General features: G+C 72.1%; 16 protein-coding genes. 10 read left to right on the forward strand and 6 right to left on the reverse strand.

The genetic code is table 11. The annotated features are described in order from the left end of the window. Window positions 1-34 precede the first annotated feature (34 nt). Window positions 35-1,477 (reverse strand): sigma 54-interacting transcriptional regulator, encoded by a 1,443-nt coding sequence (locus WMF39_RS27925; protein ID WP_437739523.1) that lies wholly within the window; start codon window positions 1,475-1,477, stop codon window positions 35-37. Between the two features lie 162 nt (window positions 1,478-1,639). Then, window positions 1,640-5,047 carry a hypothetical protein gene (locus WMF39_RS27930; protein WP_437739524.1) on the reverse strand — a complete coding sequence of 1,136 codons (3,408 nt, stop codon included), beginning with the start codon at window positions 5,045-5,047 and terminating at the stop codon, window positions 1,640-1,642. A gap of 60 nt (window positions 5,048-5,107) precedes the next feature. On the opposite strand from WMF39_RS27930, the gene mug reads away from it, so the two are divergent. Then, window positions 5,108-5,620 carry a G/U mismatch-specific DNA glycosylase gene (gene mug, locus WMF39_RS27935; RefSeq protein ID WP_437748042.1) on the forward strand — a complete coding sequence of 171 codons (513 nt, stop codon included), beginning with the start codon at window positions 5,108-5,110 and terminating at the stop codon, window positions 5,618-5,620. A 152-nt stretch (window positions 5,621-5,772) separates the two neighbouring features. On the opposite strand, the gene WMF39_RS27940 is transcribed toward mug, so the two are convergent. After that, window positions 5,773-6,279, reverse strand: a complete 507-nt coding sequence (locus tag WMF39_RS27940; RefSeq protein ID WP_437739525.1) for a hypothetical protein — start codon at window positions 6,277-6,279, stop codon at window positions 5,773-5,775. Between the two features lie 280 nt (window positions 6,280-6,559). On the opposite strand from WMF39_RS27940, the gene WMF39_RS27945 reads away from it, so the two are divergent. From WMF39_RS27945 to WMF39_RS27960, 4 genes are all read left to right on the forward strand, one after another. Next, the gene (locus WMF39_RS27945) at window positions 6,560-9,115 is read left to right on the forward strand and encodes a PAS domain S-box protein (protein ID WP_437739526.1); all 2,556 of its coding nucleotides are present in this window, start codon (window positions 6,560-6,562) and stop codon (window positions 9,113-9,115) included. A 126-nt stretch (window positions 9,116-9,241) separates the two neighbouring features. Further along, a complete protein-coding gene (locus WMF39_RS27950) occupies window positions 9,242-9,814 on the forward strand; it encodes an OmpA family protein (RefSeq protein ID WP_437739527.1) in 573 nt (190 codons plus the stop codon). A 364-nt stretch (window positions 9,815-10,178) separates the two neighbouring features. Further along, the gene (locus WMF39_RS27955; RefSeq protein ID WP_437739528.1) at window positions 10,179-10,685 is read left to right on the forward strand and encodes a YtxH domain-containing protein; all 507 of its coding nucleotides are present in this window, start codon (window positions 10,179-10,181) and stop codon (window positions 10,683-10,685) included. 10 nt (window positions 10,686-10,695) lie between these two features. Further along, complete coding sequence (locus WMF39_RS27960) at window positions 10,696-11,244, forward strand: hypothetical protein (RefSeq protein WP_437739529.1); 549 nt, start codon at window positions 10,696-10,698, stop codon at window positions 11,242-11,244. A 119-nt stretch (window positions 11,245-11,363) separates the two neighbouring features. On the opposite strand, the gene WMF39_RS27965 is transcribed toward WMF39_RS27960, so the two are convergent. Together WMF39_RS27965 and WMF39_RS27970 are read right to left on the reverse strand one after the other, a co-directional pair. After that, on the reverse strand, window positions 11,364-12,482 hold the full coding sequence (locus tag WMF39_RS27965) for a CBS domain-containing protein (RefSeq protein ID WP_437739530.1): 1,119 nt from the start codon (window positions 12,480-12,482) through the stop codon (window positions 11,364-11,366). Between the two features lie 405 nt (window positions 12,483-12,887). After that, window positions 12,888-14,069 carry a mechanosensitive ion channel family protein gene (locus WMF39_RS27970; RefSeq protein WP_437739531.1) on the reverse strand — a complete coding sequence of 394 codons (1,182 nt, stop codon included), beginning with the start codon at window positions 14,067-14,069 and terminating at the stop codon, window positions 12,888-12,890. A gap of 419 nt (window positions 14,070-14,488) precedes the next feature. On the opposite strand from WMF39_RS27970, the gene WMF39_RS27975 reads away from it, so the two are divergent. The 4 genes from WMF39_RS27975 (at window position 14,489) to WMF39_RS27990 (ending at window position 23,521) form a co-directional block, all read left to right on the forward strand. Then, on the forward strand, window positions 14,489-15,085 hold the full coding sequence (locus tag WMF39_RS27975) for a hypothetical protein (protein ID WP_437739532.1): 597 nt from the start codon (window positions 14,489-14,491) through the stop codon (window positions 15,083-15,085). A gap of 535 nt (window positions 15,086-15,620) precedes the next feature. Further along, window positions 15,621-20,651 carry a HAMP domain-containing protein gene (locus WMF39_RS27980; RefSeq protein ID WP_437739533.1) on the forward strand — a complete coding sequence of 1,677 codons (5,031 nt, stop codon included), beginning with the start codon at window positions 15,621-15,623 and terminating at the stop codon, window positions 20,649-20,651. A gap of 275 nt (window positions 20,652-20,926) precedes the next feature. Further along, window positions 20,927-21,439, forward strand: coding sequence for a hypothetical protein (locus tag WMF39_RS27985; protein ID WP_437739534.1), 513 nt, complete (start codon window positions 20,927-20,929; stop codon window positions 21,437-21,439). 114 nt (window positions 21,440-21,553) lie between these two features. Then, window positions 21,554-23,521 carry a serine/threonine-protein kinase gene (locus WMF39_RS27990; protein ID WP_437739535.1) on the forward strand — a complete coding sequence of 656 codons (1,968 nt, stop codon included), beginning with the start codon at window positions 21,554-21,556 and terminating at the stop codon, window positions 23,519-23,521. Between the two features lie 29 nt (window positions 23,522-23,550). Here the strand turns inward: WMF39_RS27990 and WMF39_RS27995 are convergent, their stop codons facing one another. Further along, a complete protein-coding gene (locus WMF39_RS27995; RefSeq protein ID WP_437739536.1) occupies window positions 23,551-24,669 on the reverse strand; it encodes a phospholipase D-like domain-containing protein in 1,119 nt (372 codons plus the stop codon). Window positions 24,670-25,046: 377 nt separating this feature from the next. On the opposite strand from WMF39_RS27995, the gene WMF39_RS28000 reads away from it, so the two are divergent. After that, a complete protein-coding gene (locus WMF39_RS28000) occupies window positions 25,047-25,607 on the forward strand; it encodes a hypothetical protein (protein WP_437739537.1) in 561 nt (186 codons plus the stop codon). Window positions 25,608-25,611 lie beyond the last annotated feature (4 nt).

Here is a 25,611-nt window from a genome sequence, read left to right on the forward strand (position 1 = left end):
AGTGGTGCCGCTCTGCGCGGCGCCGAGCGCGATGCTACCCGCGAAACGTGTCGGCCTTGAGGTTGTACCGCCTCATCCAGCGGTGCACCTGCACGCGATCCCTCCCCAGCACGCGCGCCACGGCGGCGACGTTCCCCTGGTGCCTCGCCAGGAGATCCCGAAGCACGCCCTCCTCCGGGGTGGTCCTCGGCGGCAGCGGCCCGCCCGGCGCGGACGCTCCGTCCTCCGCGGGCTCCTCGTCGTACTGCGGGTAGACCGTGGCGCGGGAATCCTCCACGAGCGGGCTCGCGAGGGCAGCGCCCCGGGCCCCGTACGTCTTCATCCGATCGCGGATGCTGTCGCTGAGATCCTGGATGCCGAACTCGGCGCCGCGATCTGCGGCGGCCCAGCGCTTCAGGAGCGCCTCGAGCTCCCGCACATTGTAGGGGAAATCGTGGTGGAGCAGGGCCGTCATGGAGACCATGCTGGGCCGGATCTCGGACCGGCCGTGGCGCGCCGCGAGCGCGGTGCAGAGCAAGAACATGTCTTCCTTGCGTTCGCGGAGGGGGGGCAGGGTCACGCTGTGCTCGTTCAGGCGGCCGAACAGATCGGCGCGGAAGGCGCCCGTCTGCTGGAGCTTGTCGAGATCGCGGTGCGTGGCGGCGACGATCCGCACGTCGATCCGCTCGGCCTGCGTCCCGCCGAGCGGCGTGAACTCCTTCGACTGGATCACCCGGAGGAGCTTCGCCTGGGCTTCCGCCGGCATGTCCCCGATCTCGTCGAGGAAGAGCGTGCCCTCGTGGGCCGCGCGGAGGATGCCCGCCCTGTCGCGGTCGGCGCCCGAGAACGCGCCGCGCCGGTGCCCGAAGAGCTCCCCCTCGACGAGGGCGGCGGGGATGGCGGCGCAGTTGACGGCCAGGAACGGGCCGCGCCGGCCGCTCCAGTCGTGGAGCTGCTGGGCGAAGATCTCCTTTCCCGTCCCGCTCTCACCGCGGATCAGCACCGAGAGCTCGCTGCGCGCGATCTCGTACAGGCTGCGGGCGAGGGTTCGGGTCTGGTAGCCGCCCACGATCCGCCCCATCGAGAAGCTCGGCGGCCCCTCCTGCGAGCCCGAAGGCTCGACGTAGGCCCCGTCGATGCGGTAGCGGGCGTAGCTCTCGACGTCGCGCTCGACGAACTTGAAGATGGCGTCGCCGACCCGGACCTGGTCGAGGTGCGCGATGGGCGCCTCCGTGACGAACTCGCCGTTGCAGAGCGTGCCGTTGCGGCCGCCGAGGTCGGTCAGCCGCCAGACACCGCCCCGCCGCTCGATCCGAGCATGATGGCGCGAAGCGCTCCGCGTCGGCACGGACACATCCGCGGTCGGATCGCGGCCGAGGACCGAGCCTTGCTCGAGCACGGGGTACGCAGGACGGAATTGCTCGTAGTTGTCGGCGTAGAGCAACACGAGCCCCGCCCCGGCGCTGGTCTGCCGGGAGAATGGAGCACGAAATTGCATTGACGCTGTACTATCGATGTCCTTCGACCGTTCTGTCCCGTCGCCGTGCATTGGGAATGGTGATGGTACCAACCTATCCGTCCGCCGGGCGTATCATTCGTCCGAGCCGATCGTGCTCGCGGAGGGGTCTTCGGAGCGGCTGCCCCACATCCACGCCGCGCCTCAGCCGTCCTCGGGCCGCGCGCCCACGGAGCACACGAGGCGCTGCGTCGTCGCCTGCGCTCGCAGCGCGCCTTGTCCTGCGCCGCTCCCCTGCCCCCGCGCGGCCGTCCACCGCGCGATCAGCGCCGCGTCCTCCGCGCGCTCACCGCGCCGCCTCGAGTCGGAGGCCGCGAGGTGCAGCGCTTCGAGGCAGACGCGCTCGCGCCCCCAGCGCACCTGCGCGAGGCCCTGGTTCCCGAGCGCGATCGCGGGCAGCGCCCTCCGATCGAGGCGCAGCGCGCGCTCCGGATCGAGCGCCACGAGCGCGCGCCACGCGCCCCTCTGGGCGCGGCAGCGCGCGTCGCTGGCGGCGGTCAGCGTCGCCCAGGGCGCGAGCGCGACCACCTCGCCCGCGGTCCCCCCCATGCGGTCCAGCACCGCCGCGCCCGCGATCTCGAGGGCCGAGCCGTCGAGCACCAGCACGCCGGCCTCCCCATCGTCGCGCCACGCGAGGGTCATCGGCCGGCCCCGGAGCTCCTCGCGGTCGAGCGCCAGGAGGCGCGCAGGCCGCCGGGGCTCCGGCGTGTGCTCCTCGACGGCCACGCGGCGCCGGAGCTCGCCGAGCACGAGCGCGCGGCCAGGACCGAGCAGGAGACCCGGGGCCCGCCCCGGCGCGGTGTCCGCGTAACCTCGGCGCGGCTCGAACGCCGGGAGCGCCCGCGCGCCCTGCGGGCCGAGCAGCAGCTCGCCCGCCTCGGCGAGGACGAGCAGCCCGACCTCGCCGCTCGCAGCGAGCAGCGGCATCGACGCGCTGCGCTTCCCGCCGTGCCCGCCGCTCGGCGCGAGCTCGGTCGCGTTCAGCCGGAGCGCCTCGCCGCGCAGATCGAACGGCGGGAGGTAGAGCACGCTGTGCGTCCGGACCGCCGCGACCTTCGGGCCTCCCTTTCCCGGCGCCGCGCCGCCCTTGCCCGACGCCACGCCGCTGGGCGGCGCCTCCTCGGGCGCGGCCTCCTCGGCGGGCGGCGCCTCCTCGGCTGGCTGCGCGGCGCGCCCAGGCGGCGGCGCGTCGGCGACGACATCGAGCGTCTCGCCATACAACGTCGGCACGGTCCATCGCTCCGAACCAGCCTCGGGCGCGGCGCGCGGGCGCAGCGCCGGCAGCTCGACCGGCGCGCAGGAGAGCGACGGCAGCGCCGCCGGCGGCTCGTCGATCCGGCCGACGCCGCCCACGCAAGCCGCCGCGTCCGCCCCGGCGGCGCCCGCGCGGCTGGCATCCGCCGCCCCGCAGCCGGGACCCGGCGCGGCGGCGATGGCCGGCGACGGCTCGCCCGCGCCCCAGCCGAGCCGCACCACGCCGCTCAACGCACAGCCGAGCGCGGAGCACCCGCCCTGGAACAACGGCGGGGGCACCGGCGAGCGCCCGGCGGCGCGCCACGTGCGGCCGTGATCGAGCGTCTCGTAGAGCTCTGTGCCGGCCGTGACGAGCACGCCGTGGTCGCCGGTCACCACCATCCCCGCCGGATCCGGCGGCAGGGCGTGCGGCGAGACCGTCCCGTCATCCGCGATCGTGACGCCCAGGCTCCCCTGCCCGACGGGATCGGGCCACTCGACCGACGACAGCCACCCGTCGACCCCGCCGTCCTCGCGCGCGCGAAAGCGCCTGTCGACGAGCGCCCGTGTCCCGTCGCGCAGGGGCGGCGTCCAGTACCAGCCGGGGAGGTGCCCGCGGAGCTCCACGACCCGCGCGCCCCCCTCGTCGCGGCCCCGCGGCGCCCCGGCGGGCGGCGGCAGCCGCGCGTCGCGCTCGCCCCTCAGCAGCGCGATCGCGCTCCCGTCCCGGCGCGGCGCCCAGCCGACCAGCGTCTGCGACTCGCCGAGCTCGACCGCATGCTCGACCCAGTCGTCCGGGCCGCGCCGCACGCAGATCCTCGGGTGGATCACGACCTCGCCGTAGCGGCGATCTCGCTCCTCGTCGCTGGCGACCCGCGGCGACGCCGCGCAGCCGCCGACGTAGCCGAGCGCGCCGCCGTCGTCGGCCACGAAGAACCCGTCGTCGCTGAAGGAGCGCTCCATCCGCGGCGCCTCGCCGCGCTCGGAGCGCAGGACGTAGCTGCCGTAGCCGTCGTAATCGTCCCACACGCAGAGGAAGAGCGGCCCGTCCTTCGCCGGCACCGGCGCGCAGCCCAGCCCGTCCGGGAGCCAGCCGGAGAACCGCTCGCGCACCGCGCCCGTGCTCACGTCGATCCGCGCGACGCCGCCCTCGAACACCCCGAGCGCGGTCCCGTCGGGCAAGAGCGCGCCCGCGGAGATGGCCGCCGCGAGCGGCGCGAGATCGTCGAGGACGGGGGCGTCGCGGGAGGCGGCCTGGGCGCCTGCGAAGAGCAGCTGGAACGACCCGCTCGGCTGCCAGATCGCGCGGGGATCGCCGTCGGGCCGGCCGAGCGAGCCGTCCGGGAGGACGGCCACGCGCCCGAGCGCCGTGTCGAGCGAGAGCGCGTCCGGGGCGACGCTCAGGGCGCGCACGGCGATCCCGAGCCGCTGGCCGACGTCGATCCACGTCCTGCCGCCGTCCGCCGTCGTCGCGGCGCGGCCGAAGACGTCGAGGCGTGCCGCGCGCGCGGCGTCCAGCGCGGCCAGATCGTGGATGGCCGGCATGTCGAGCGCCCGGCCCCGATCCTCGCCCGGCAGGAGCTCCCGCGGCCCCTGCTCCATGAAGACCACGACGCCTCGCAGGCCGTTGCGGGCGCCCCGCACCGCGCCGCCGCCGCCGAGCGCCACCTCCGCGAGCGGCCCCGTGAAGCCGCGCGAGCGGAACGCCCTGCGCCGGGTCCAGTGCAGGAAGCCCCCGCCGAGGTGGGGCGCGATCGCGAGCGATCCGACGACCGGCTCGCCGGACGCCCACAGATCGGCCTCCCACGCCGCCGCGGCGACGCGCCCGTCTCCGCCGAGCTCGATCCGCGCGCCCTCCGTGACGACGCGCGCCGCGACGGCCGCGGCCGGTCCGTCGTGCGTCGCCCGGAACACGCCCTCGGAGAGCGCCTGGAAATAGCGCGCCCCCGCCGGGGCAGCGCTGGCGGAGCCGGTCGCGCCCGACGCACGCGCGACCCGAGCCCCCGCGCCGGTCGCCGGGCTCGGCTCGGGCGCACGCGCGCAGGCGGCCGCGAGGAGAGCCGAGATCAGACCGAGCGAGCGCACCAGCATCTGGGGGAAAGCACGACGGTATCCGTTGTCGCGCCCCCGTCCAGCGTCGATCCACGTCCTCGCCCCCCCCACGACGTCACCCCCGGCGGCCGCGCCCGTCGTCCCCTGCGGCCGCGCCCGTCGTCCCCGGCTCCCGCGCTCCTCGCCCTCGGCGCCCGCGCTCCTTCGCGCAGCGGCGTCGTAAGCTGCAGCCGCGGCGCCCTGCGCCCGCCCGGAAAGCCTGTGCACTCCCCTCCCCGCCTCCGACGACCCACCCGCGACGAGCTCCTCGCCGCCGCCGGCAAGACGGTGCCGGACGTCATCGCCCCGGACCTCGACGTCCTCTTCTGCGGCATCAACCCGGGCCTCTACACCGCCGCCGTCGGGCACAACTTCGCCCGCCCCGGCAACCGGTTCTGGCCGGCGCTGCACGCCGGCGGATTCACCGATCGCGTGCTCTCCCCGTCCGAGGAGCGCGCGCTGCTCGAGCTGGGGGTTGGGATCACCAACGTGGTCGAGCGCGCGACCGCGTCGGCGGACGAGCTGTCCGCCGAGGAGCTCGCCGCGGGCGGGCGGCGGCTCGAGACCACGGTGCGACGCTACCGCCCTCGCTTCCTCGCCGTGCTCGGAATTGGCGCCTATCGAGGCGCCTTCGGCAGGCCCCGCGCCGTGCCCGGCCCCCAGACAGAGACGCTCGGCGCAACGCGGCTCTGGGTGCTGCCGAACCCCAGCGGGCTCAACGCCAGCTACCAGCCGGACAGGCTCGCGGCGATGTTCCGCGCCCTCCACGAGGCGGTCACGTCGACCCGGGCCACGCGGTGAGCGGCGAACGCGCGCCGACGCCGATCCCCTGAGACGAAGGTCCAGCCCACCGCCGCCGCCCCGCGCGACATTCGTCCTGCGCCGACTCGGCTCTTCCGCTTCAGGCCAGCTCAGCGGCGGCCACGGAGGACACAGGCGGTCTCCCGGCGCGCCTACTCGGGCAGCGCGTTCGCCTCCTCCTGAGGCACCTTCGCGCGCGCGCGGCGGGCCTCTTCCCGGACGGCCGCGAGGCCGGGCGGCCCCTCGGGCGATCGCCCGCCGCGGTTGGTCACCGCGGCGAGCCACGCAAACGGCGAGTCGGGCGCGCTCTGCGCGACGAGGAGGACGGCGCGGGACGCGTAACGCGAACAGCCGTCCTCGCACACGGGCAGGACGAGGCGGAGCCCTCCGCCGCCACCTCGGCCCACGAGCGGCGCCACGCGGAGCTCCGACGGAGGCGGCGACAGCACGGCCATCACCGCGCGCGCCATCAGATCGACGAACGTCGCTCCGGACATCGCAGGCGGCTCGGAGGTCGGCATCCCCGCGACCTCCGCCGCGTCGAGCCGGCTCGGCGGGAGCGCGAAGAGCCCCGCTCCGTCGTCCGCCGCCGCCGGCGACGGCAGCAGCGCGCCCGCGAGCGCTCCCACGAATGAAGCCAGCTTGAGTCCGAATCGCATACGCGCTCCCTCTGCGGCACGTCCAGCAGGCCCCATGCCAGCCACGCGCTGCCGGCCGCGGCGTCGCGGCGCCGCATCCACGACGGTCCGCTCCGTTCGGCGCGCGTGACGGATCGCCACAGCGTGGCGCGCGGAGCCCGATCCCGCGCGGCCTTGTCGCTGCGCGCTGGAGGTGCCGCGGCGAGCCGGAGATGTCCGCTTCGAGCAGGACAATGGCCCTCGCCGCGCGCGCGCCGCTTTCGCTTGCCAGAAGGTCCGGGCGCCGTTAACCGTCTTCGTCATGCCCGACCGAAAGCCAGGGCTGAGCCCGCTTCAGGTGAAGTCCTCGGTCCAGCCGGGCGCTCCCCTCCCGTCCGCTCCGTCCGAGCCCGTGGCGAGCATCCTGCTCGTCGACGATCACCGCGCGAACCTCCTCGCCCTCGAGGCCGTGCTCGATCCGCTGCGCCAGCGGCTCGTCACCGCGCAATCCGGCGAGGAGGCGCTGGAGCACCTCCACCGCGAGGAGTTCGCGCTGATCCTCATGGACGTGAAGATGCGCGGAATCGACGGCTTCGAGACGGCCGCCCGCGTGAGGGGGCTCGATCGGGCGAGGCACACGCCGATTATCTTCATCTCGGGGCTGCCGGAGGACGAGGACCGACGGTATCGCGGCTACCGCGAGGGCGCGGTCGACTATGTCGTCAAGCCGTTCAATCCCGACATCCTCCGCGCCAAGGTGGCGGTCTTCGTCGAGCTGCACCGGAGGGCCGAGCAGATCAAGCGGCAGGAGGCCGCGCTCCGCCAGCTGGAGCGCCAGGCGAGCGACGAGGTGTTCCGGCGCATCATGGACACCAGCATGATGGGCCTGCTCTTCAGCGACTACGAGGGGCGCGTCATCGAGGCGAACGACTGCTTCCTGTCGATGATCGGCTACACCCGTGAGGACCTCAAAGCGGGGCTGCTCAGCTGGCAGGAGCTCTCCCCGCCGGAGTACGAGCACGTCCACCACGACGCGATCACCGAGCTGAGCCTCCACGGCGTCACGAGGCAGTTCGAGAAGGAGTACATCCGCAAGGACGGCAAGCGCGTGGCGGTCCTCGTCGGGTCCGCCCGCATCGAGACGCAGCGGCGCAACCTCACCTACGTGCTCGACATCAGCGAGCGCAAGCGCGCCGAGGCCAACGTCAGCCTCCTCGCCGGCGCGGGCGAGATCCTCTCGTCCTCGCTCGACTTCCGCGAGACGCTCGGGCAGCTCGCCCGGCTCGTCGTCCCGCTGCTCGCCGACTGGTGCGCCGTGGACATCCAGGGCCAGGACGGCGCGATCCAGCGCGTCGCCGTCCAGCACACCGACCCGCAGAAGGTGGAGCTCGTCCGCCAGATCGAGCAGAGCTATCCTGTCGATCCCGCGGCGAGCCGCGGTGTGCCGAAGGTGCTCCGGACGGGCGAGGCCGAGTGGGCATCCGAGATCCCGGACTCCCTGCTCGTCGAGAACGCGCGGGACGAGGAGCACCTCCGGATGGCGCGCGAGCTCGGCCTCCGGTCGTACCTGGTCGTGCCGCTGGCGGCGCGCGGCCGCGTCCTCGGCGCGATCACGCTCGCGCACGCCGAGTCGGGCCGGCACTACACGAAGGTCGACGTGCAGTTCGCCGAGGAGCTCGCCCGGCGCGCCGCCCTCAGCGTCGACAACGCCCTCCTCTTCGAGCGCGAGGTCACCGTGCGCAAGGAGGTCGAGACGCTCGCGGAGGAGCTGAAGCACAGCGAGGCGCAGTTCCGGCTGCTCGCCGAGACGATGCCGCAGCTCGTGTGGACGAACCGCCCGGACGGCCACCACGAGTACTTCAACCGGCGCTGGTACGACTACACGGGGCTCACCGCGGAGGACACCGGCGGCGAGGGCTGGAGCCGGATCATCCACGCCGACGAGCACGAGCGGGCGATCGAGGCCTTCCGGGAGGCGCTCCGCACGGGCGAGCCGTACGAGAGCCAGTGCCGGCTCCGGCGCGCGGACGGCGTGTACCGCTGGTTCATCGGCCGGGCGGTCGCCGCGCGCGACGGGTCGGGCCGCATCGTCCGCTGGTTCGGCACGTACACGGACATCGACGATCAGAAGCGCGCCGAGGAGGAGCGGCAGCGGCTCGTCCAGGCGCTGGAGCGCAGCAACAAGGAGCTCGATCAGTTCGCGTACGTCACGAGCCACGACCTCAAGGCGCCGCTCAGGGGCATCGCCAACCTCTCGCAGTGGATCGAGGAGGACCTGAACGACAAGATGACGGCCGAGAGCCGCAAGCAGCTCGATCTGCTGCGCGGGCGCGTCCACCGGCTCGAGAACCTCATCGACGGGATCCTGAGCTACTCGCGGGCGGGCCGCGCCCGCGAGAAGCCCGAGGCGATCGACGTCGGCAAGCTCCTCCGGGAGGTCATCGAGCTGCTCGCGCCCCCGCCGGAGACGCTCGTGGAGATCGCCCCCGACATGCCCGTCCTCGTCACGGAGCGCGCTCCGCTCCAGCAGACGTTCCTGAACCTGATCGGCAACGCGCTGAAGCACGCCGGCGGCACCGATCCGGAGGTCCGGATCAGCGCGCGCGACGCCGGGCCGTTCTGGGAGTTCTCGGTCTCCGACAACGGGGCGGGCATCGCGCCCGAATACCACGACCGCATCTGGGGCATCTTTCAGACGCTGAAGGCGCGCGACAAGGTCGAGGGCACCGGCATCGGCCTGTCGGTCGTGCAGAAGATCGTCCAGAGCAAGGGCGGGCGCGCCTGGGTCGAGTCCGCCGTCGGCGCCGGCGCCACCTTCCGTTTCACCTGGCCCAAGATCGAGGCCAGAGAGGCCAGAGAGCCTTCATCCCCCTCATGAGCCCGCCTTGAGCGCGGGGCGTGGCGCGCGGCGACACGCCTCGATCGCCGGACAGGCACGGAGCTTGAACGACCTCCTCGGAACACGAGGCGGCTTATCGCGGCCGACCTCGAAAGGAGGGTCCACATGCTGTCGATGTCCAACCTGCCCAGGCTCTGCCTGGGCGCGCTTGCGCTCTCGCTGTTCACCGCGTGCGCCGCGGCACCACCCCCGGAGCAGGCTCGGCCTGAGCCGAGGTTACCCAACCCGGGCCCGGATGGAGTCTACAAGGTCGAATGGCCCGATCTCAGGGAAGGCGAAGATCGGTTCATCGGCCTCACCCTCGGGGCCGACATCGCCGACGTCTGCCGCCTGCCCAAGACGAGCTTCGCCTTCGACTCCGCCGAGCCGCTCCCGCAGGATCACGTGGAGCTCCGGGCGCTCGTCGACTGCCTGCTCTCATCGAGCCTCCAGGGCGCGAGGATAGAGCTCGTCGGCCGCGCCGATCCGCGCGGCACCCCGGCGTACAACCAGGATCTCTCGCTCCGCCGCGCCGCGCGGGTGAAGGAGATCCTCGTGAAGGAGGGCATCCCCGCGGATCGCATCACGACGCGCGCGACGGGCGCCGCCGAGGCGGTCGGAGCTCAACCGATGTATTCCTATGGCTATGATCGCAGGGTCGACGTCGCGCTGATCGGCGTCGCCCATGCCCCTCGGTGACGCGCGCGCTCGCCCGCTCGCCCGCTCGCCCGCTCGACGGACGCGGCTCGGAGCCCTGCCGGAGCGGCGCTGCAGCTGGCTCTCCCTCTCGGCAGGGCGGCACTCCTCCCCCAATCCAACCTCTTCCGTTGGCGACGGCGCCGCGCGCCGCGGCCCTTGGTTCACCGGCGCTCGTCTCACGGCGCGTGTTGCGCCCGAGGCGCGTCACGACAGCTGTGGCGTTTCGTCACGCAAGCGCCACGGCGGCGCTCCGCGGCCCCGGGGCCAGGCGCTCTGGGCACAAGCTCTCGGTTGGTCCGGGCCCTGCAATGGTTTCCCGACACGAACCGGCGGATGTCGTGTCCGTCACGAGGAGACAAGAGCCATGACGAACCGAATGAACAACGCGGTGGGGACTGCGAAGGGTGTGGTTGAGTCGGCGGCTACCGGCGCGGGCGTCGCCGCGACGGCGGCCAGGACGACGGCGTTCGACGTCGCGAAGGCGGTCGCCGGCGTCGCCGCCACGGTCGGGGCGCTCGGCTTCGACGACGTGCTCGGCTGGGTCGGGCTCTCGCGCAAGCGGAGCCCGCTCACGGCGCTCGGCCTCTTCGGCGCCGGCCTCGCGGTGGGCGCGGGCGTGGCCCTGCTGCTCTCGCCGACGTCGGGCGAGGCGCTGCGCAGCGAGCTCCTGACCCGCCTCGACGGCCTGAAGCGCCAGGCGACCCGCGGGGTCGAGCAGGCCGAGCGCAAGGTCCAGGACAAGGTCGGCAGCGCGGTCGACGCGGTGAAGGGCGCGGTCGCGCCGTCCGACGCGAGCTCCGCGAACTCGCATTACGGCATCGAGGGAGCTGGGCTGTCCCACGGCGGCGAGAGCGGCCATCACCTGAGCTGAGGCGCTGGCCGTGTGGCTCGAAGCCATCATCACGCGGGAGGATCTCGCGCAGATCCTGGGCGAGTTCCTCCCGGTGAAGATCCACCTGGACGACGACGAGACGACCGATCGCTGGCTGTACCTGGGCAAGGCGACCGAGATTGCCCTGGCCGACGACCTGGGCTTGCGGGTCACCTGCCCGGCGGAGCTCCAGTGGTCCATCGCGGGCGTCAACCCCACCATCCGGCTCGATGAGCTCAAGGTGCTGATTTGCCCCGAGATCATCGAGAGGAACAAGGGGAACGTCCTGGCGTTCAACGTCGAGCTCGAGGAGGCGGACATCCGCGGCATCCCCTCGATCCTCGACCACACCGTCATGAAGGCGGTCAACGCGGCGCTCGCGAACAAGCGGCCTGAGTGGAACTTCACGAAGACGCTCACGCACACCGTGGGGCTCCCCTCCAACCTCGATCCGATCGAGGGGCTGCACATCGGGGTCGCCTGGGGCAAGCGCCGCATCAGTCAGGACGCGCTCGTGCTCGTGGTCTCCTTCAAGCTCAATTTCGTTCGAGGCGATTGAGCTTCGCGGTTCCCGACGAGCGCCCCGCCCCCTCTCCGGGTTGGCGGGGCGCTTTGCTCGAGCGTCGTTGTGTCCGGAACCACGCTGCGCGAGGCTTGGTTAACGCCTATGCCGACGCGCTAACCCACCTGAGGAGCCAGGTGAATCCTCCCGAGCCGACCCCCGCGCCCGCGCGTGAGCGCGCCCGCGATGTCCGAGTGCTTGACGAGCCCGAGGTAGCTCTCTCCGTCGAAGACGGCGACCACCGGCGTGTTCTTCTCGATCATCTGCCGCCCCACCTCGTCGAGCGACACGTCCGCCGCCACCCGGGGCACGTCGCAGCGCATGATCCACGCGATGAACGACCCCTCCTGGCCGGCGGCCAGCGCGCGCATGACGTCCGTGCGCGTCACGACCCCGATCACGCGGTCCTCGTAGACGACCGGGAAGTCCGGCTCCTGGCTCGCGAGGATCCGCCGCGCGGCGTCGCCCACGAGCTCGCCAGGCCACAGCTGGACCGCCCTGCCCTCGCTCGGAGGCTCTTCGGGCGGCGCCACGGGCGCCATCACCGCCTGCGCCGCGCTCCACTCCCGCCGCGCCTCCACGAAGAGGAGCGCCGATAGCGCGGCCATGACGAGCTGACCACCGAACAGGCCCATGAAAAACAGCACCGCCGCCGCCGCTTGCCCGAGCGCCGCCGTCATCGACGTCGCGAGCCAGGCACCGGTGAGCGGCGAGAGCGCCTCGCGCAGCGCGCGCCCCCCCTCGAGCGGCAACGCCGGCAGCAGGCCGAGCAGGGCGATCCCCAGGTTCGCGCTGGCGATCCACACGATCGCAGCCTCGCGCGAGGGCGCTTCGGCGGCCTGAAGGACCGACATCCACCCGAGCTCACCCAACCCGCGCGGGGCCTCGACGGCCAGCGCGAAGAGCACCGCGAGGGCCACGTTCGCCGCAAGGCCGAGCGCGCCGCCCTGCGCCCACCCGGCCGCGGGACGCGAGCGGCTGACGATCGGGCCGAGCGGCGAGAGCTGGATCTCGCGCAGCCTCAGCCCGAGCTGCCTCGCCACGATCCCGCGCACGAGCGCCTGCAGCGCCACGCACCCGAGCAGCGCCGCGCCCAGCGCGCAGCCGAAGAGCGCGCCGCTCCAGCCGTGCCGCGCCCCCCACTGGAGCGCCCCGATCGGGAGCAGCAGGCCGAACGCCGCATGCGCAAACACATCAACACCGCCGAGCCGCGTGATCCTGATGACCGACTTCATGGTGTCTTGCTCCTGGGTTCCCGCAGGCACCTGCACGCAGTTCCGACGTGCCACTGCCTCCTCCCCCGGGGCGTGGCGCACACCTCGTCGCGCGATCGACGGCTCGGCTGACGGGCACTTGTCCCAGATCTTTCTGACTTTACTGCAAATCACGTGCCGATTTCCTGCGCCTCACCTGCGAGGGAGCGGCGCGCGGAGCCCTTCCTGGCGGTCAGGGAGGGCGCGACTGACCTGAAGGGCTGTTCCGCGGCGCCGGTCGTCATCGTGTCGTCATCGCGTCGGAGCCCCTGTGGCAGGGCCTGGACCGGCCTGTGAGACCCCCGAGGGACGCGGCGGATGCCGGGCTCATCGCACTTCGCCTGAATGCCGCGGTGTGGCGTTCCGCTACATGGTGGGCGCACGCCGTCACGGCGCCACATCGGGCAGCCCGTCGCCCGCTCCAGCCCGGCGCGTGCGGCCCGAGGCCGGACCACGACCCTCTGCGACTTCCGAGAGAGAGGCGCTCCGGGTCAAACGCTCCTGCGGCAGGTACGCGCCGCCCTCCAGCTCCTGGACCCAGCGGAGCATCTCCTCGCGAAGCCAGCACCGCAGATCGAACAGCTGCCCAGGATCGCGCGCCGAGACGAGGAGACGCACCTCGATCGTGCGCTCTGTCACATTCGTGACCTGAACGGCCTTCACGCGCTCGTCCCAGAGCTCGCTGCTCGGGAGGATCGACTCGAAATGCCGCCGCAGCGCGTCCACGGGGGTCCGGTAATCCACGTAGATCTCGACGGTGCCCAGCTTCTCCGCCCCGTGCTTCGTCCAGTTCTGAAACGACTGGTCCAGGAGCCTCGCCGTCGGGACGATGAGCCGCCGCTCGTCCCAGATCTTCACGACCACGTGGGTCAGCCGGATCTCCTCGATCGTCCCGAACTCGCCGTCCACCACGACCTTGTCGCCGAGGTCGATGGGGCGGGTGAACAGGATGTGGAGGCCCGACAGGATCGCGCCGACCGGCTTCTGCGCCGCGAGGCCGAGCACGACGCCCGCGATGCCCGCCGACGCCAGCAACGAGACGCCGACGTTCCTCACCGCCTCGAAGTTCAGGAGCACGAGCGCGCTCGCCACGATCACGATGAGCACCCGCGCGACCCGCTCGAGCACGCGCGCCTGGGTGCGGAGCCCGCGGGACGACTCGCTCCCCTCCTCGAGGTGACGCAGGGCGCGCGCGTCCAGCACCTCCGTGAGGATCCCCACGATGCGCAGAAGGAGCCACGCCACCCCGCCGATGAACAGCGCCGAGAGGAGCGACCGCAGATCGGTCACGAGGCCCTGACCGAGCCGCGTGAGCTTGGCGAGTCCCGCTGTCAGGACGACCCCGAGACAAAGGGTCACGGGGCCGATTGCCGCGTCGAGTGTCTTTTCGTCCCACGGCGTCGCGGTCCGTCGCGCGACGACCGAACCGGCGCGCCGGAAGACGCCCGCGGCGATCCGAGCGAGCCCGAAGCCGACCGGAACGCTCGCCGCGACGATCACCCACGGCCACACGCCATCCCCCGGGATCCCCAGCCGGGCGCCGAGCGATTCAAAGTTCGAGTTCTGCATGCGTCCACTCCTTCACCAGCGCACCAGCGCCGCGCGCGCCTCCGTGGCCTGGAGCCCCAGGGACACGGGCCTCCCCGCCGCGCTCTGGAGAGCGGCGGAGAGGGCTGTGACCGAGCGAGGCGCGCCGGGCTCATCCATCATGTGTGCGGCGTCCCCACGGCACAGGGCGTGCCGCGGCCCCCTCCCCCGCGTGTCCAGCCAGATCCCCGCCGCTCGCCGACCAGAGCTCGCGAGGACGGATGGAGGCAGGCGCGCCCCGTTGCGGCGATCCGCGCCAGCGTCGCTCGACCCCCGCCGGGTGCGTGCGACCGACCCGAGCGGCGCGGCATGCGGTGTGCACACGAGGTGTGCACACGGGATGAGCAGCGGAGCCGACGGGGCGTCGAGATCGGCTGAAGAGACGCGGCAAAGGATCGTTTATGTCAGAGCGCAGAAGCCAGGTCGATGATTTCACTCGGCTCACCGAGGAGGATTTCACGCGGCTCACGCAGGAGACCGAGCGGCTCGCGAAGCACGTCGAGGATCTCCGGCACCGGATCGCCGCGACGACCGCGAAGCGGCGCGCGTCCTCCGGCACGCTCCCTGCGCAGAGCGCCGCCCCGTGCGCACCGCCGCACGGGTCCCCCTCGGAGCGGACGCACAACGCGACCCCGGAGCGGCCGTGCGACGCCGCCGCGGAGCGGCCGTATGACACCGCCGCGGAACGGCCGTATGACGGGCCACCGGAGCGGCCGTATGACGCCGCCGAAGAGCGGACGCACGACGCGGCGTCGGAGCGGCCGCTCCGCGGAGCGACGGAGAGGCCGCCCCCCCGTCACTCTCCCTTTCCCGAGCGCACCTCGTGCCTCGCGAACGTGTCGCGATGGCTGCCGCCGCTCAGGACTGCGAGAGATGCCATGGAGTCGGGCGTCCATGAGAGGGTGGGAGAGGCAGGGCGTTACAGCATCATCACGCCGCGCAACAAGCCGAGCGATCTCCCGACGAAGCGCCGCTCGCCCAAGTCCGACGTGGCCTGAGGCGCCGGCTCGGAGGGCCGCAGCGCCGGCGCGGGGGCCGCTTCCGCCGGTGTCCCGCCGCGGCTTCACGCGCGCGCTCGGCCGACGGCGCGCCGCGGACGCGCGCGCCTTGCGCGCCGTACGCGCGTGCTGCGTGCTGCGCGTGGCGCGAAGCTTGCCCGGCTGAGCGCCTGCTAGTAATACGAGCCCATGCTGCTGCGCGGTGGGAGCAGAAGCGCATGGCCGACGTGCCATGAAGCCTGAACCCGAGGGGACCCCGACGGCCGCCTCGCGGCCTTTCAGCGAGGGCCCCGCTCCTCGGCGGCGGGAAGCGTCGCGCGGAGCCCGAGCGCAGCCTCGATCGATGACGCCGCCGTCCAGGCGAGGGGGCCTGTCCTCCTGCCGTCCTGTCGCGCGGCGCCCTGGGCTCACGCCGGGGCACCGGGTCCGACGGCCTCCAGCGCCCCTGGGCCCCTCCGCGCCCGGGGCGCGCGCTCATTTCCCTTCTTATTGACCGATCGGTGCTGCCCGCAGGCGGGACCAGGAGAACAGCGGCATGGAGCAGCGAAGCGACCTCGACAAGGCGGCCCGCAAGGCGAGAGCCGGCAATGGCAAGAGCAAGAAGGCCGCGTCCGGGGATGGGCTGCAGCACGGCGCCGCGCGCGCGACGAAGGCCCGCCCGGCCGAGCGCCCCCACGCCGCCGCGCCGCTCGAGAGCGACGAGCTCGACCGGCGGACGCTGCTGATGTCGCTGACGGGCCTGAAGAAGGGCGATTTCTCGGTGCGGCTGCCCGTCCACTGGCTCGGGCTCGACGGGAAGATCGCCGATACGTTCAACGATGTCGTCGAGCGCAACGAGAAGCTCGCGAAGGAGCTCGCCCGCCTGAGCCGCGCGGTGGGCAAGGAGGGCAAGCTCTCCCAGCGCGCCTTCATCGGCGAGGTGAGCGGCGCATGGGCCGACGAGATCGCGTGCATCAACGCGCTGATCGGCGATCTCGTCCACCCCACCGCCGAGACGGCGCGCGTCATCGGCGCCGTGGCCAAGGGCGATCTCTCGCAGACGATGGCCCTCGAGGTGGACGGCAGGCCGCTCGACGGCGAGTTCCTCCGGACCGCCAAGACCGTCAACACGATGGTCGAGCAGCTCGGCTCCTTCGCCTCCGAGGTCATCCGCGTCGCCCGCGAGGTCGGCACCGAGGGCAAGCTCGGCGGGCAGGCCGACGTCCGCGGCGTCGCCGGCAGCTGGAAGGACCTCACCGACTCCGTCAACTCGATGGCCGGCAACCTCACCTCCCAGGTGCGCAACATCGCCGCCGTCACCACCGCCGTCGCCACAGGCGATCTCTCGAAGAAGATCACCGTCGACGTCAAGGGCGAGATCCTCGAGCTCAAGGACACCATCAACACGATGGTCGATCAGCTCCGCTCCTTCGCCTCCGAGGTCACCCGCGTCGCGCGCGAGGTCGGCACCGAGGGCAAGCTCGGCGGGCAGGCCGACGTCCGCGGCGTCGCCGGCACCTGGAAGGATCTCACCGACTCCGTCAACTCGATGGCCGGCAACCTCACCTCCCAGGTGCGCAACATCGCCGCCGTCACCACCGCCGTCGCCAACGGCGATCTCTCGAAGAAGATCACCGTCGACGTCAAGGGCGAGATCCTGGAGCTCAAGAACACCATCAACACGATGGTCGACCAGCTCAACTCCTTCGCCTCCGAGGTCACCCGCGTCGCCCGCGAGGTCGGCACCGAGGGCAAGCTCGGCGGGCAGGCCGACGTCCGCGGCGTCGCCGGCACCTGGAAGGACCTCACCGACTCCGTCAACTCGATGGCGTCGAACCTGACGGCCCAGGTGCGCAACATCGCGACCGTCACCACCGCCGTCGCCAAGGGCGATCTCTCGAAGAAGATCACGGTCGACGTGAAGGGAGAGATCCTGGAGCTCAAGAACACCATCAACACGATGGTCGACCAGCTCAACTCCTTCGCCTCCGAGGTCACCCGCGTCGCCCGCGAGGTCGGCACCGAGGGCAAGCTCGGCGGGCAGGCCGACGTCCGCGGCGTCGCCGGCACCTGGAAGGATCTCACCGACTCCGTCAACTCGATGGCCGGCAACCTCACCTCCCAGGTGCGCAACATCGCCGCCGTCACCACCGCCGTCGCCAACGGCGACCTCTCCGAGAAGATCACGGTCGACGTGAAGGGAGAGATCCTGGAGCTCAAGAACACCATCAACACGATGGTCGATCAGCTCCGCTCCTTCGCCTCCGAGGTCACCCGCGTCGCCCGCGAGGTCGGCACCGAGGGCAAGCTCGGCGGGCAGGCCGACGTCCGCGGCGTCGCCGGCACCTGGAAGGATCTCACCGACAACGTGAACTCGATGGCGGGCAACCTGACGAACCAGGTGCGCGGCATCGCCAAGGTCGTGACCGCGGTCGCCAACGGCGATCTCAAGCGCAAGCTGGTCGTCGACGCCAAGGGGGAGATCGCCGCGCTCGCGGACACGATCAACGGCATGATCGAGACGCTCGCGACGTTCGCGGATCAGGTGACGACGGTGGCGCGCGAGGTCGGCGTCGAGGGCAAGCTCGGCGGGCAGGCGAGCGTGCCCGGCGCGGCCGGCACGTGGAAGGACCTCACCGACAACGTGAATCAGCTCGCGGCGAACCTCACCACGCAGGTGCGCGCGATCGCCGAGGTCGCCACCGCCGTGACCAAGGGCGATCTCACCCGGTCCATCAAGGTCGAGGCGCAGGGCGAGGTCGCCGCGCTGAAGGACAACATCAACGAGATGATCCGGAACCTCAAGGACACGACGCTGAAGAACAGCGAGACGGACTGGCTCAAGAGCAACCTCGCCAAGTTCTCGCGCATGCTCCAGGGGCAGAAGGATCTCCTCACCGTCGGCCGGAGGATCCTGTCCGAGCTGGCCACCGTCGTCACGGCGCAGCAGGGCGTCTTTTACATCATGGATGCCGCCCGCGAGGAGCCCGTCCTGAAGCTGCTCGCGAGCTACGCGTTCAAGGAGCGCAAGCACGTCGACAACCAGTTCAAGCTGGGCGAGGGGCTCGTCGGGCAGTGCGCGCTCGAGAAGGAGAAGATCCTCCTCGTCAACGCGCCCCACGACTACATCACGATCACGAGCGGCCTCGGCGACGCGCCCCCGGTGAACATCATCGTGATGCCGGTGCTCTTCGAGGGGCAGGTGAAGGCCGTCATCGAGCTCGCGTCGCTCGAGCGCTTCAGCCCGACCCACCAGGCGTTCCTCGACCAGCTCACCGAGTCGATCGGCATCGTGCTCAACACGATCGAGGCCAACATGCGCACCGAGGACCTGCTCAAGCAGTCCCAGTCGCTGGCGCGCGAGCTCCAGAGCCAGCAGGAGGAGCTCCAGGAGACGAACGCCGCGCTCGGCGAGAAGGCGCGCCTCCTGGCGGAGCAGAACGTGGAGGTCGAGCGGAAGAACCACGAGGTCGAGCAGGCCCGCCAGGCCCTGGAGGAGAAGGCGCGCCAGCTCGCCCTCACGTCCAAGTACAAGTCGGAGTTCATGGCCAACATGTCCCATGAGCTCAGGACCCCGCTGAACAGCCTCCTCATCCTGTCGGACCAGCTCTCCAGGAACAACGACCAGAACCTCACCGCGAGGCAGGTCGAGTACGCGAAGACGATCCACGCTTCAGGCACCGATCTCCTGGGGCTCATCAACGACATCCTCGATCTCACGAAGATCGAGTCGGGCACCGTCGTGGTCGACGTCGGAGAGATCAGCTTCACGGACCTCTCGGACTACGTGCGCCGCACGTTCCGGCACGTCGCCGAGGCGAAGAAGCTCGATTTCGAGCTCTCCTTCTCGTCGACGCTGCCGACGTCGATGTTCACCGACGCGAAGCGGCTGCAGCAGGTGATCAAGAACCTGCTCTCCAACGCCTTCAAGTTCACCGAGCGCGGCAAGGTGGTCCTGGAGGTGACAGTGGCCCGCGGCGGCTGGAGCCGTGAGAACGAAGTGCTCAGCCGGGCCGATGTGGTGATCGCCCTCTCCGTCCATGACACAGGGATCGGGATTGCGCCGGACAAGCAGCAGATCGTCTTCGAGGCGTTCCAGCAGGCGGACGGCAGCACGAGCCGCAAGTACGGCGGCACCGGGCTCGGGCTCGCGATCAGCCGGGAGATCGCGGGGATGCTCGGCGGCGATCTCACGCTGGTCAGCGCGCCGGGCCGCGGCAGCACGTTCACGCTCTACCTGCCGCGCACCTTCCGGCCCGTGCGGGCGGCGCGGCGGCAGCCGACTCACGTCCTCGACGCGCCGCCGTCCATCGATGATGCCGTCCACAGCAGCCGGCCGTCGGATCGCACGTCCGCGAGCGCGGACGTCCAGATCATCGACGACAGCGAGAGCGTCCGCCCCGGCGACCGCGCGATCCTGATCGTGGAGAACGACACCGTGTTCGCCCGCTTCCTCGTGGATGTCGCGCGGGAGCACGGCTTCAAGGCGGTCGTCGCGCTCCGCAGCGCGACCGCGCTCGCGCTGGTGCGAGAGATCCAGCCCGCGGCGATCACGCTGGACATCAACATGCCCGACGTCGACGGGTGGCGCGTGCTCGACTGCCTGAAGCGCGATCTCTCGGCGCGGCACATCCCTGTCCAGGTGATCACGACAGAGACGGAGGAGGAGCGGAGCCGCGCGCGGCGGATGGGCGCGGTGGGCCTGCTCAACAAGCCGCTCAGCAGCAGGACGGCGCTCGACGAGGCGTTCGCGCGGCTCGCCGGGCTGATCGGCTCGCCGCGGCGCCGGCTGCTCGTCGTCGCGCCGGACGAGGCCGCCTTCGCCCCGGTGACCGAGCTGCTCGGGGACGCGGAGGCCACGGTCGCCAGCGCAGCGACGGCCCAGGAGGCGCTCGACGCGCTCGATCGCGAGGCGTTCGACGCGATCGTGATCGACCTGCACCTGCCGGACATGCCCGGCCTCGAGCTCATCGAGCGCCTCGATCGCGCAGGGCGCTTCGCCGATCTCACGGCCATCGTGTACGCGCCGGCCGGCGTCGCCGGGGACGACGAGGCGCAGCTCTCCCGGCTGGCGCAGAAGCTGCCCGTGAAGCATGTCCAGTCGAGAGAGCGCCTGCTCGACGAGATTACGCTCGCGCTGCACCGCCGGCTCTCGGATCTGCCGGAGCCGACGCGGCTCATCGTGGAGCAGCTCCACGAGTCGACCGCCGCGCTCGCCGGCAAGTGTGCGCTGATCGTCGACGACGATTTCCGCAACATCTATGCGCTGAAGACCGTCCTCGAGAGCTACGGGATGACCACCCTCACCGCCGACACGGGGAAGGCCGCCATCGAGCTCCTGGGGAGCACGAGCGGGATCGACGTCGTGCTCATGGACATCATGATGCCGGAGATGGACGGATACGACACGATCCGCGCAATCCGCAAACAGCCGGTATTCCAGACGCTACCGATCATCGCCGTCACGGCGAGGGCGATGAAAGGCGACCGGGAGAAGTGCCTGGAAGCGGGCGCGACCGACTACATTTCGAAGCCGGTCGACACGGAGCAGCTGCTGGCGCAGCTCCGCATCTGGCTGCATCGCTGAGCTCGCTTCATCTCCCGTCACCGCTGCTCTCCGCACCACGCCCTGCGATCGCCCCCGAGCACGCCCGGCGGTTTCGTCTGCGCTGCAACGACGCCTCAGTGTGGCGCACCTGCGCAAGCTCTTGCGCGGCACACGGGCGATCGACCGCGCAGAGTACCGAGCATTTCCCGCATTTTCATTTGGCATGCCGCCTGCTGTCGCCTGCTGTGGCGATGTGGGTTTCCAGAATACAGGCAGGGCGCGCGCGAGGACGTTCGTCGGGAAAGGAGCTGTAGGTGAGGCCAAAGCTGGTGACCGGTCTTGTCAGGACGTGGTCGGACGCCGAGAGGTCGGTTGAGCGCGTGATGAGCTGCGGATACACGCGTGACGCCATCAGCCTTGTCATGAGCGGTGCGGGGCGCGACCATCGCGCCGTGGACGGAACCGCGGGCGCGGCGGCGGACGTCGGTGGGGCGGGGGCGGCCTCGACCGCGCTCGTGGTGCTCGGCGCGGGCGCGGCGTTCCCTGGCCTGGGGCTCGTGGCGGCGGGGCCTATCGAGGCTGCGCTCGCCGGAGCTGGCGCGGGCGGCGCGGCCGGCGGGCTCGTCGACGCGCTCGTCAGCGCCGGCATTCCGGAGCACCGGGCGAGCATCTACGACAGCGGCCTACGACAAGGCGCGATCCTCGTGGGCGTAAATGCTTCCTCCGAGCGAGATGCAGAGATCCTGGAATTGATCCTCGAGTATGCCGGCGCCGAGGACGTCCGGAGCGAGAGCTCGCAGCGGCGTCCTTACGACAGCTTCATCTGAGCGGTCGCGGGAAGGCGGAAGGCACGTGGCAACTTGCCTCGCTGAGGCGCGCTGCCGCTGACGCGCCCGTGCAGGGTTTCAGGAGCTCCCCGAGCGGTTCGCCTGGCACACGCGATGCTCCAGACTCGTCGCGTGGCGAGCGGCGGATGGCCGGAGCAGACGGCAGGAGAGCGCATGTCGAGCAACATGACCCAGGCGTTCGAGCACACCTCAGGGGAATGCTTCGAGGTCGACACGGTGGTGGGCGAGAAGTACCAGCTCCTCCGCAAAGCGGGAGAGGGCGCGATGGGGTCTGTCTGGGTCGCCACGAACACGGCGCTCGAGGCCAATGTGGCCATCAAGGTGCTGCGGCCGGAGATGCGCTCTCCCGCGATCGCCGAGCGCCTGCTGCGCGAGGCGCGGGCCGCGGCGAAGCTCAGCCACCCCGGGATCGTGCGTGTCTTCGATCTCGGCAAGACCGCGGACGGCACCCCGTACATCGTGATGGAGCTCCTGGAGGGCGAGGCCCTCCGGGACGTGCTCTGCCGCGAGCGCCGGCTCGCTCCCGAGGTGGCGCTCGCGATCCTGCTGCCGGTCGCGAGCGCGATGCACGCGGCCCACGAGCGGGGCGTCGTTCACCGGGATCTCAAGCCGGACAACGTGATGCTCGCGAATCAGGGCGACGGGCGGATAAGGCCCAAGGTCGTCGATTTCGGGATCGCGAAGGTGACGTGGACCGAGCCCGAGTCCGGATCGACGGGCGCGGCCGTGATCGGGACTCCGCAGTACATGCCGCCGGAGCAGGCGCTCGGGCAAGGCCACATCGATCATCGAGCGGACATCTGGGCGCTCTGCACGATGCTGTACGAGGCGATCGCGGGTGAGACGCCGTATGCCGGGGAGCACGGGTTCGGGACGCTGCGCGCGATCGTCCAGGATCCGGTGCGCTCGCTCGTCGAGCGGTGCGGCTCGGATCCGGCGCTGTGGTCGATCATCGAGCGCGGGCTGCGCAAGGATCCGGCGGATCGCTGGGGGAGCATGCGCGAGCTGGGCAGCGCGCTCGCGACGTGGCTTGTCTCGAGGGGAGTCTCGGAGGACGTGTGCGGCGCGTCGCTCCGCGCGCAATGGCTGGACGAGCGGGCCAGCCAGATCCCGTCGCCGTCGCCGCGGCTGAATGCGGTGAGCTCCGCGCCGACGCTGCACTCGCGCCGCGCGGACGACTCCCTGGAGCTGCAGCTGCCCGTGACGGCCGCGCAGAGGGCGCCGGGGGCGGCGGCTGCGGCGGGTCACAGCGCGCCGGTGGCGGCGGAGCGCAAGGGGATCGAGGAGAGCGGGGAGCGCGCGTGGTCCGAGGCGACCGCGATGGTGAATCTGCCGGGGGCGGCGTCTCCGTCGCCGCGGTCGTCGTGGCGGGAGCGCTTTCCGCTCCGCGGCGTCGCGGCGGCCGGGCTCGTGGCCCTGGCGGGAGCGGCGGTGTGGAGCGTCGCGCTGGGCACGGCGGGTCGCGCAGGCGAGTCGACGCCGGCGCCGCCGGTCCAGCCCGTGGCGATGATCGCCGCGGCGCCGTCTCCGGCGCAGCCACCGCTCGAGGTGAGCTCCCATCCGACCGGCGTGGCGCACGGGAGCGTGGCGCCGCCGGTCGGACCCACGGCGCCGCGCCCGGCGCGCGTGCTGAAGGCCGCGGTCCCCGCGCCTCAGGCGCCAGCCACGGCCGCCGCGCGGGCTGCGATCGCGGCGCCGGCGGCGAACGCGCCAGCCGCGACCGGGAAGCCGCCGGCGCCAGCGGCGAGCGCGCCGCCCGGGTCGTCCGGGCCCAGCGCGGGCCCGGAGGCGCCGGCCTCGACGGCGCAGCCGGTCGCCGCCGGCTCGGCGCAGGCGCCAGGGAGCGCCGCCTGTCCGGCTGGCGGAGACCGGGAAGGCGGGGAAGCGGCCTGCCCGCCGGCCGCCGAGGCGTCGACGAGCGCCGTGGAGGTCTACGATGACGCCGGGACGACCGAGAAGGAGCCGGGCGTCCACCGCCGTCCGGCGACCACCGAGGAGGCGCCGCCGGCCGCGGATGCCGGCGCAGCGGAGGGCTCTTCGAGCGCTCCAGCGGCGCCGTAGCGGCCCGGATGCCGGCCCGGCGGGCGGGTCTAGACGCCGAGCGCCTGCAGGAACCCGCCCTCACGCTCGGCCTCGGGGAGCGCGCCCGCATAGCGAGGCTCCACCAGGTCGAGGCCGAAGCTCCACAGCGCGTTGCGCACCTGCGCGAAGGGGCCCTGCCTGGGCAGGTTGTCGAGGCGTACAGCCTCGCTCCGCCCGAGGTCCTGCTCGAACAGGCGGGCCGCGTCCCTCACGAAGGCGGGCTGCTTGACGATGAGGTTCGCCTCGCTCACCCACCTCAGGCTCGTCGAGTTCGCGTTGAAGGTCCCCACCGTCGCCCAGTCGTCGTCGATCACCGCGAACTTCGCGTGGAGCATCGACGGGAGGAACTCGTGGATCTGGAGCCCGTTCTCCAGCCATGACGTGTACCGCGCGAGGCTCGCGTGGCGGATGGCCGGGAGGTCGGAGTCGCGCGGCACGATGATCTTCACGTCGATCCCGCGGCGCGCGGCGTCGATGAGCTCGCGCTCGAGCCCGCGCGGAGGACAGAAGTACGCGTTCTCGATCCACACCCGCCGCCTCGCCGCGCGCACCCGCGCGAGGTGGCGCTCGTAGATGACCGCGGGCGGCGTGGGCGCGTCGGTGATGAACTCCACGTCGTCGTAGACGCCGCCCGTCCAGTAATCGAAGGAGCGCCCCGCGGCCTCGTCGGCGAGCATCCAGCGGCACTCGAACGCCCGCGCCATGTCGGTCACGCAGGGCCCCATCACCCGGCTACAGACCTCGTGCCAGCCGTCGCCGCCCTCGTCGCGCGGCAGCCACTCGTCGGCCCACGCAGCGCCGCCGACGTACCCGGCGCCGTCGATCACCACGATGCGCGAGTGCTCCCGCGGGAACAGGGCGCCCCCGCGGAGGACGGCGCCCAGCGGCCTGTAGGCGCGGGCGCGGATGCCGCGAGCCCTCATGTCCTCGAAGAACGCCGCCGGCGTCGTGTGGCTGCCGAGCGCGTCGTACAGGAGCCGGACATCCACGCCTCGCCGCGCGGCGCTCGCGAAGGCGTCGGCGAAGCGACGACCCATGAGATCGTTGCGGTAGATGTACGTGGAGATCCATATCCGCTCCCGGGCGAGCGCGATGTCATCGAGGAGCGACTCGAGCACCCATTTCATCCCGGGGAGGAGGCGCGTCGTGTGGAGAGCGCCCCCTGCCGCAGCGCGACCGGTGCTGGAGTCCGCCCTGGAGCCTGGAAACGTCGGCGCCGAGCAGGTCATGTCGAGTCCCGAACGCCGGGCGGCTGCAGCTCGATTGCCACAGCGGCCCGCGCGCTCACCGCCGTGGCTCAAGCAGCCCGTGTGCCACATCGCCAAGGCGCGATCGCGCAGGGAAGTCAGCAACAGGAGGCTCACCACGTGGCAAAGCGCCACGCTCACGGCGCCGTCCGCGGCGCCTGCGGGGCAAGCGGCCTCTCCGGCACAGCGGCTGTCCTCGCGAGCGGGCCGCGCGTGCGCGAGCGGGCCGCGGCACCAGTCTTGAAAGCGTGGGTGCGATGATCCCCGCCGCTCGCGAGCTCTCCGCTCCTCGGCCCGCCCGGACGCGCACCAGGTCGCGCCGGGCGCCGTCCGAACCCGAGCCCACACCGCCGTCCGCGCCGCCCCTGGGGCGCCGGCTCGCCCTGCATCCCCTGCACGCGATCGGCGCGTTCGCGCTCGCCTGCGTGGCCGCGAGCGCCTTGTTCATGCACGCGCTGGAGACGCGCGAGGCGACGGCGCAGGGGCTCACCCTGCGCGTCGCCTACCCCGAGCGGATGCGCTTCCGTGACATGGAGCGGATCACGTTCGACGTGGAGAACACGGCGGGCGAACCCTGCCGGGCGGCCGCCCTCACGCTCGACGAGGCTTACCTGGACAGCTTCGAGGAGCACCACACCACGCCTGCGGAGGCGGCGTTCGGGCGCTTCGCGCTGGGCGACCTCGCGCCCGGCGAGCGCCGCCGGATCGACATCGAGCTCCGCGGCGAGCGCAGCTGGCTCGCGTCGGGCAACGCGACCCTGTCGTGCGGTGGGGAGCGCGGCGTCCACGTGCCGCTCCGCACGTTCATCTTCCCCTGAGATC

Source organism: Sorangium sp. So ce1504, assembly GCF_051521635.1.
GTDB lineage: Bacteria > Myxococcota_A > Polyangia > Polyangiales > Polyangiaceae > Sorangium > Sorangium cellulosum_B.

Bases quoted from the DNA above. Each gene is read 5' to 3' on its own strand.
- WMF39_RS27925 (WP_437739523.1), bottom strand. From the start codon at position 1,477: ATGCAATTTCGTGCTCCATTCTCCCGGCAGACCAGCGCCGGGGCGGGG.
- WMF39_RS27940 (WP_437739525.1), bottom strand. From the start codon at position 6,279: ATGCGATTCGGACTCAAGCTGGCTTCATTCGTGGGAGCGCTCGCGGGC.
- WMF39_RS27945 (WP_437739526.1), top strand. From the start codon at position 6,560: ATGCCCGACCGAAAGCCAGGGCTGAGCCCGCTTCAGGTGAAGTCCTCG.
- WMF39_RS27950 (WP_437739527.1), top strand. From the start codon at position 9,242: ATGCTGTCGATGTCCAACCTGCCCAGGCTCTGCCTGGGCGCGCTTGCG.
- WMF39_RS27955 (WP_437739528.1), top strand. From the start codon at position 10,179: ATGACGAACCGAATGAACAACGCGGTGGGGACTGCGAAGGGTGTGGTT.
- WMF39_RS27965 (WP_437739530.1), bottom strand. From the start codon at position 12,482: ATGAAGTCGGTCATCAGGATCACGCGGCTCGGCGGTGTTGATGTGTTT.
- WMF39_RS27970 (WP_437739531.1), bottom strand. From the start codon at position 14,069: ATGCAGAACTCGAACTTTGAATCGCTCGGCGCCCGGCTGGGGATCCCG.
- WMF39_RS27975 (WP_437739532.1), top strand. From the start codon at position 14,489: ATGTCAGAGCGCAGAAGCCAGGTCGATGATTTCACTCGGCTCACCGAG.
- WMF39_RS27980 (WP_437739533.1), top strand. From the start codon at position 15,621: ATGGAGCAGCGAAGCGACCTCGACAAGGCGGCCCGCAAGGCGAGAGCC.
- WMF39_RS27990 (WP_437739535.1), top strand. From the start codon at position 21,554: ATGCTCCAGACTCGTCGCGTGGCGAGCGGCGGATGGCCGGAGCAGACG.
- WMF39_RS27995 (WP_437739536.1), bottom strand. From the start codon at position 24,669: ATGAAATGGGTGCTCGAGTCGCTCCTCGATGACATCGCGCTCGCCCGG.
- WMF39_RS28000 (WP_437739537.1), top strand. From the start codon at position 25,047: ATGATCCCCGCCGCTCGCGAGCTCTCCGCTCCTCGGCCCGCCCGGACG.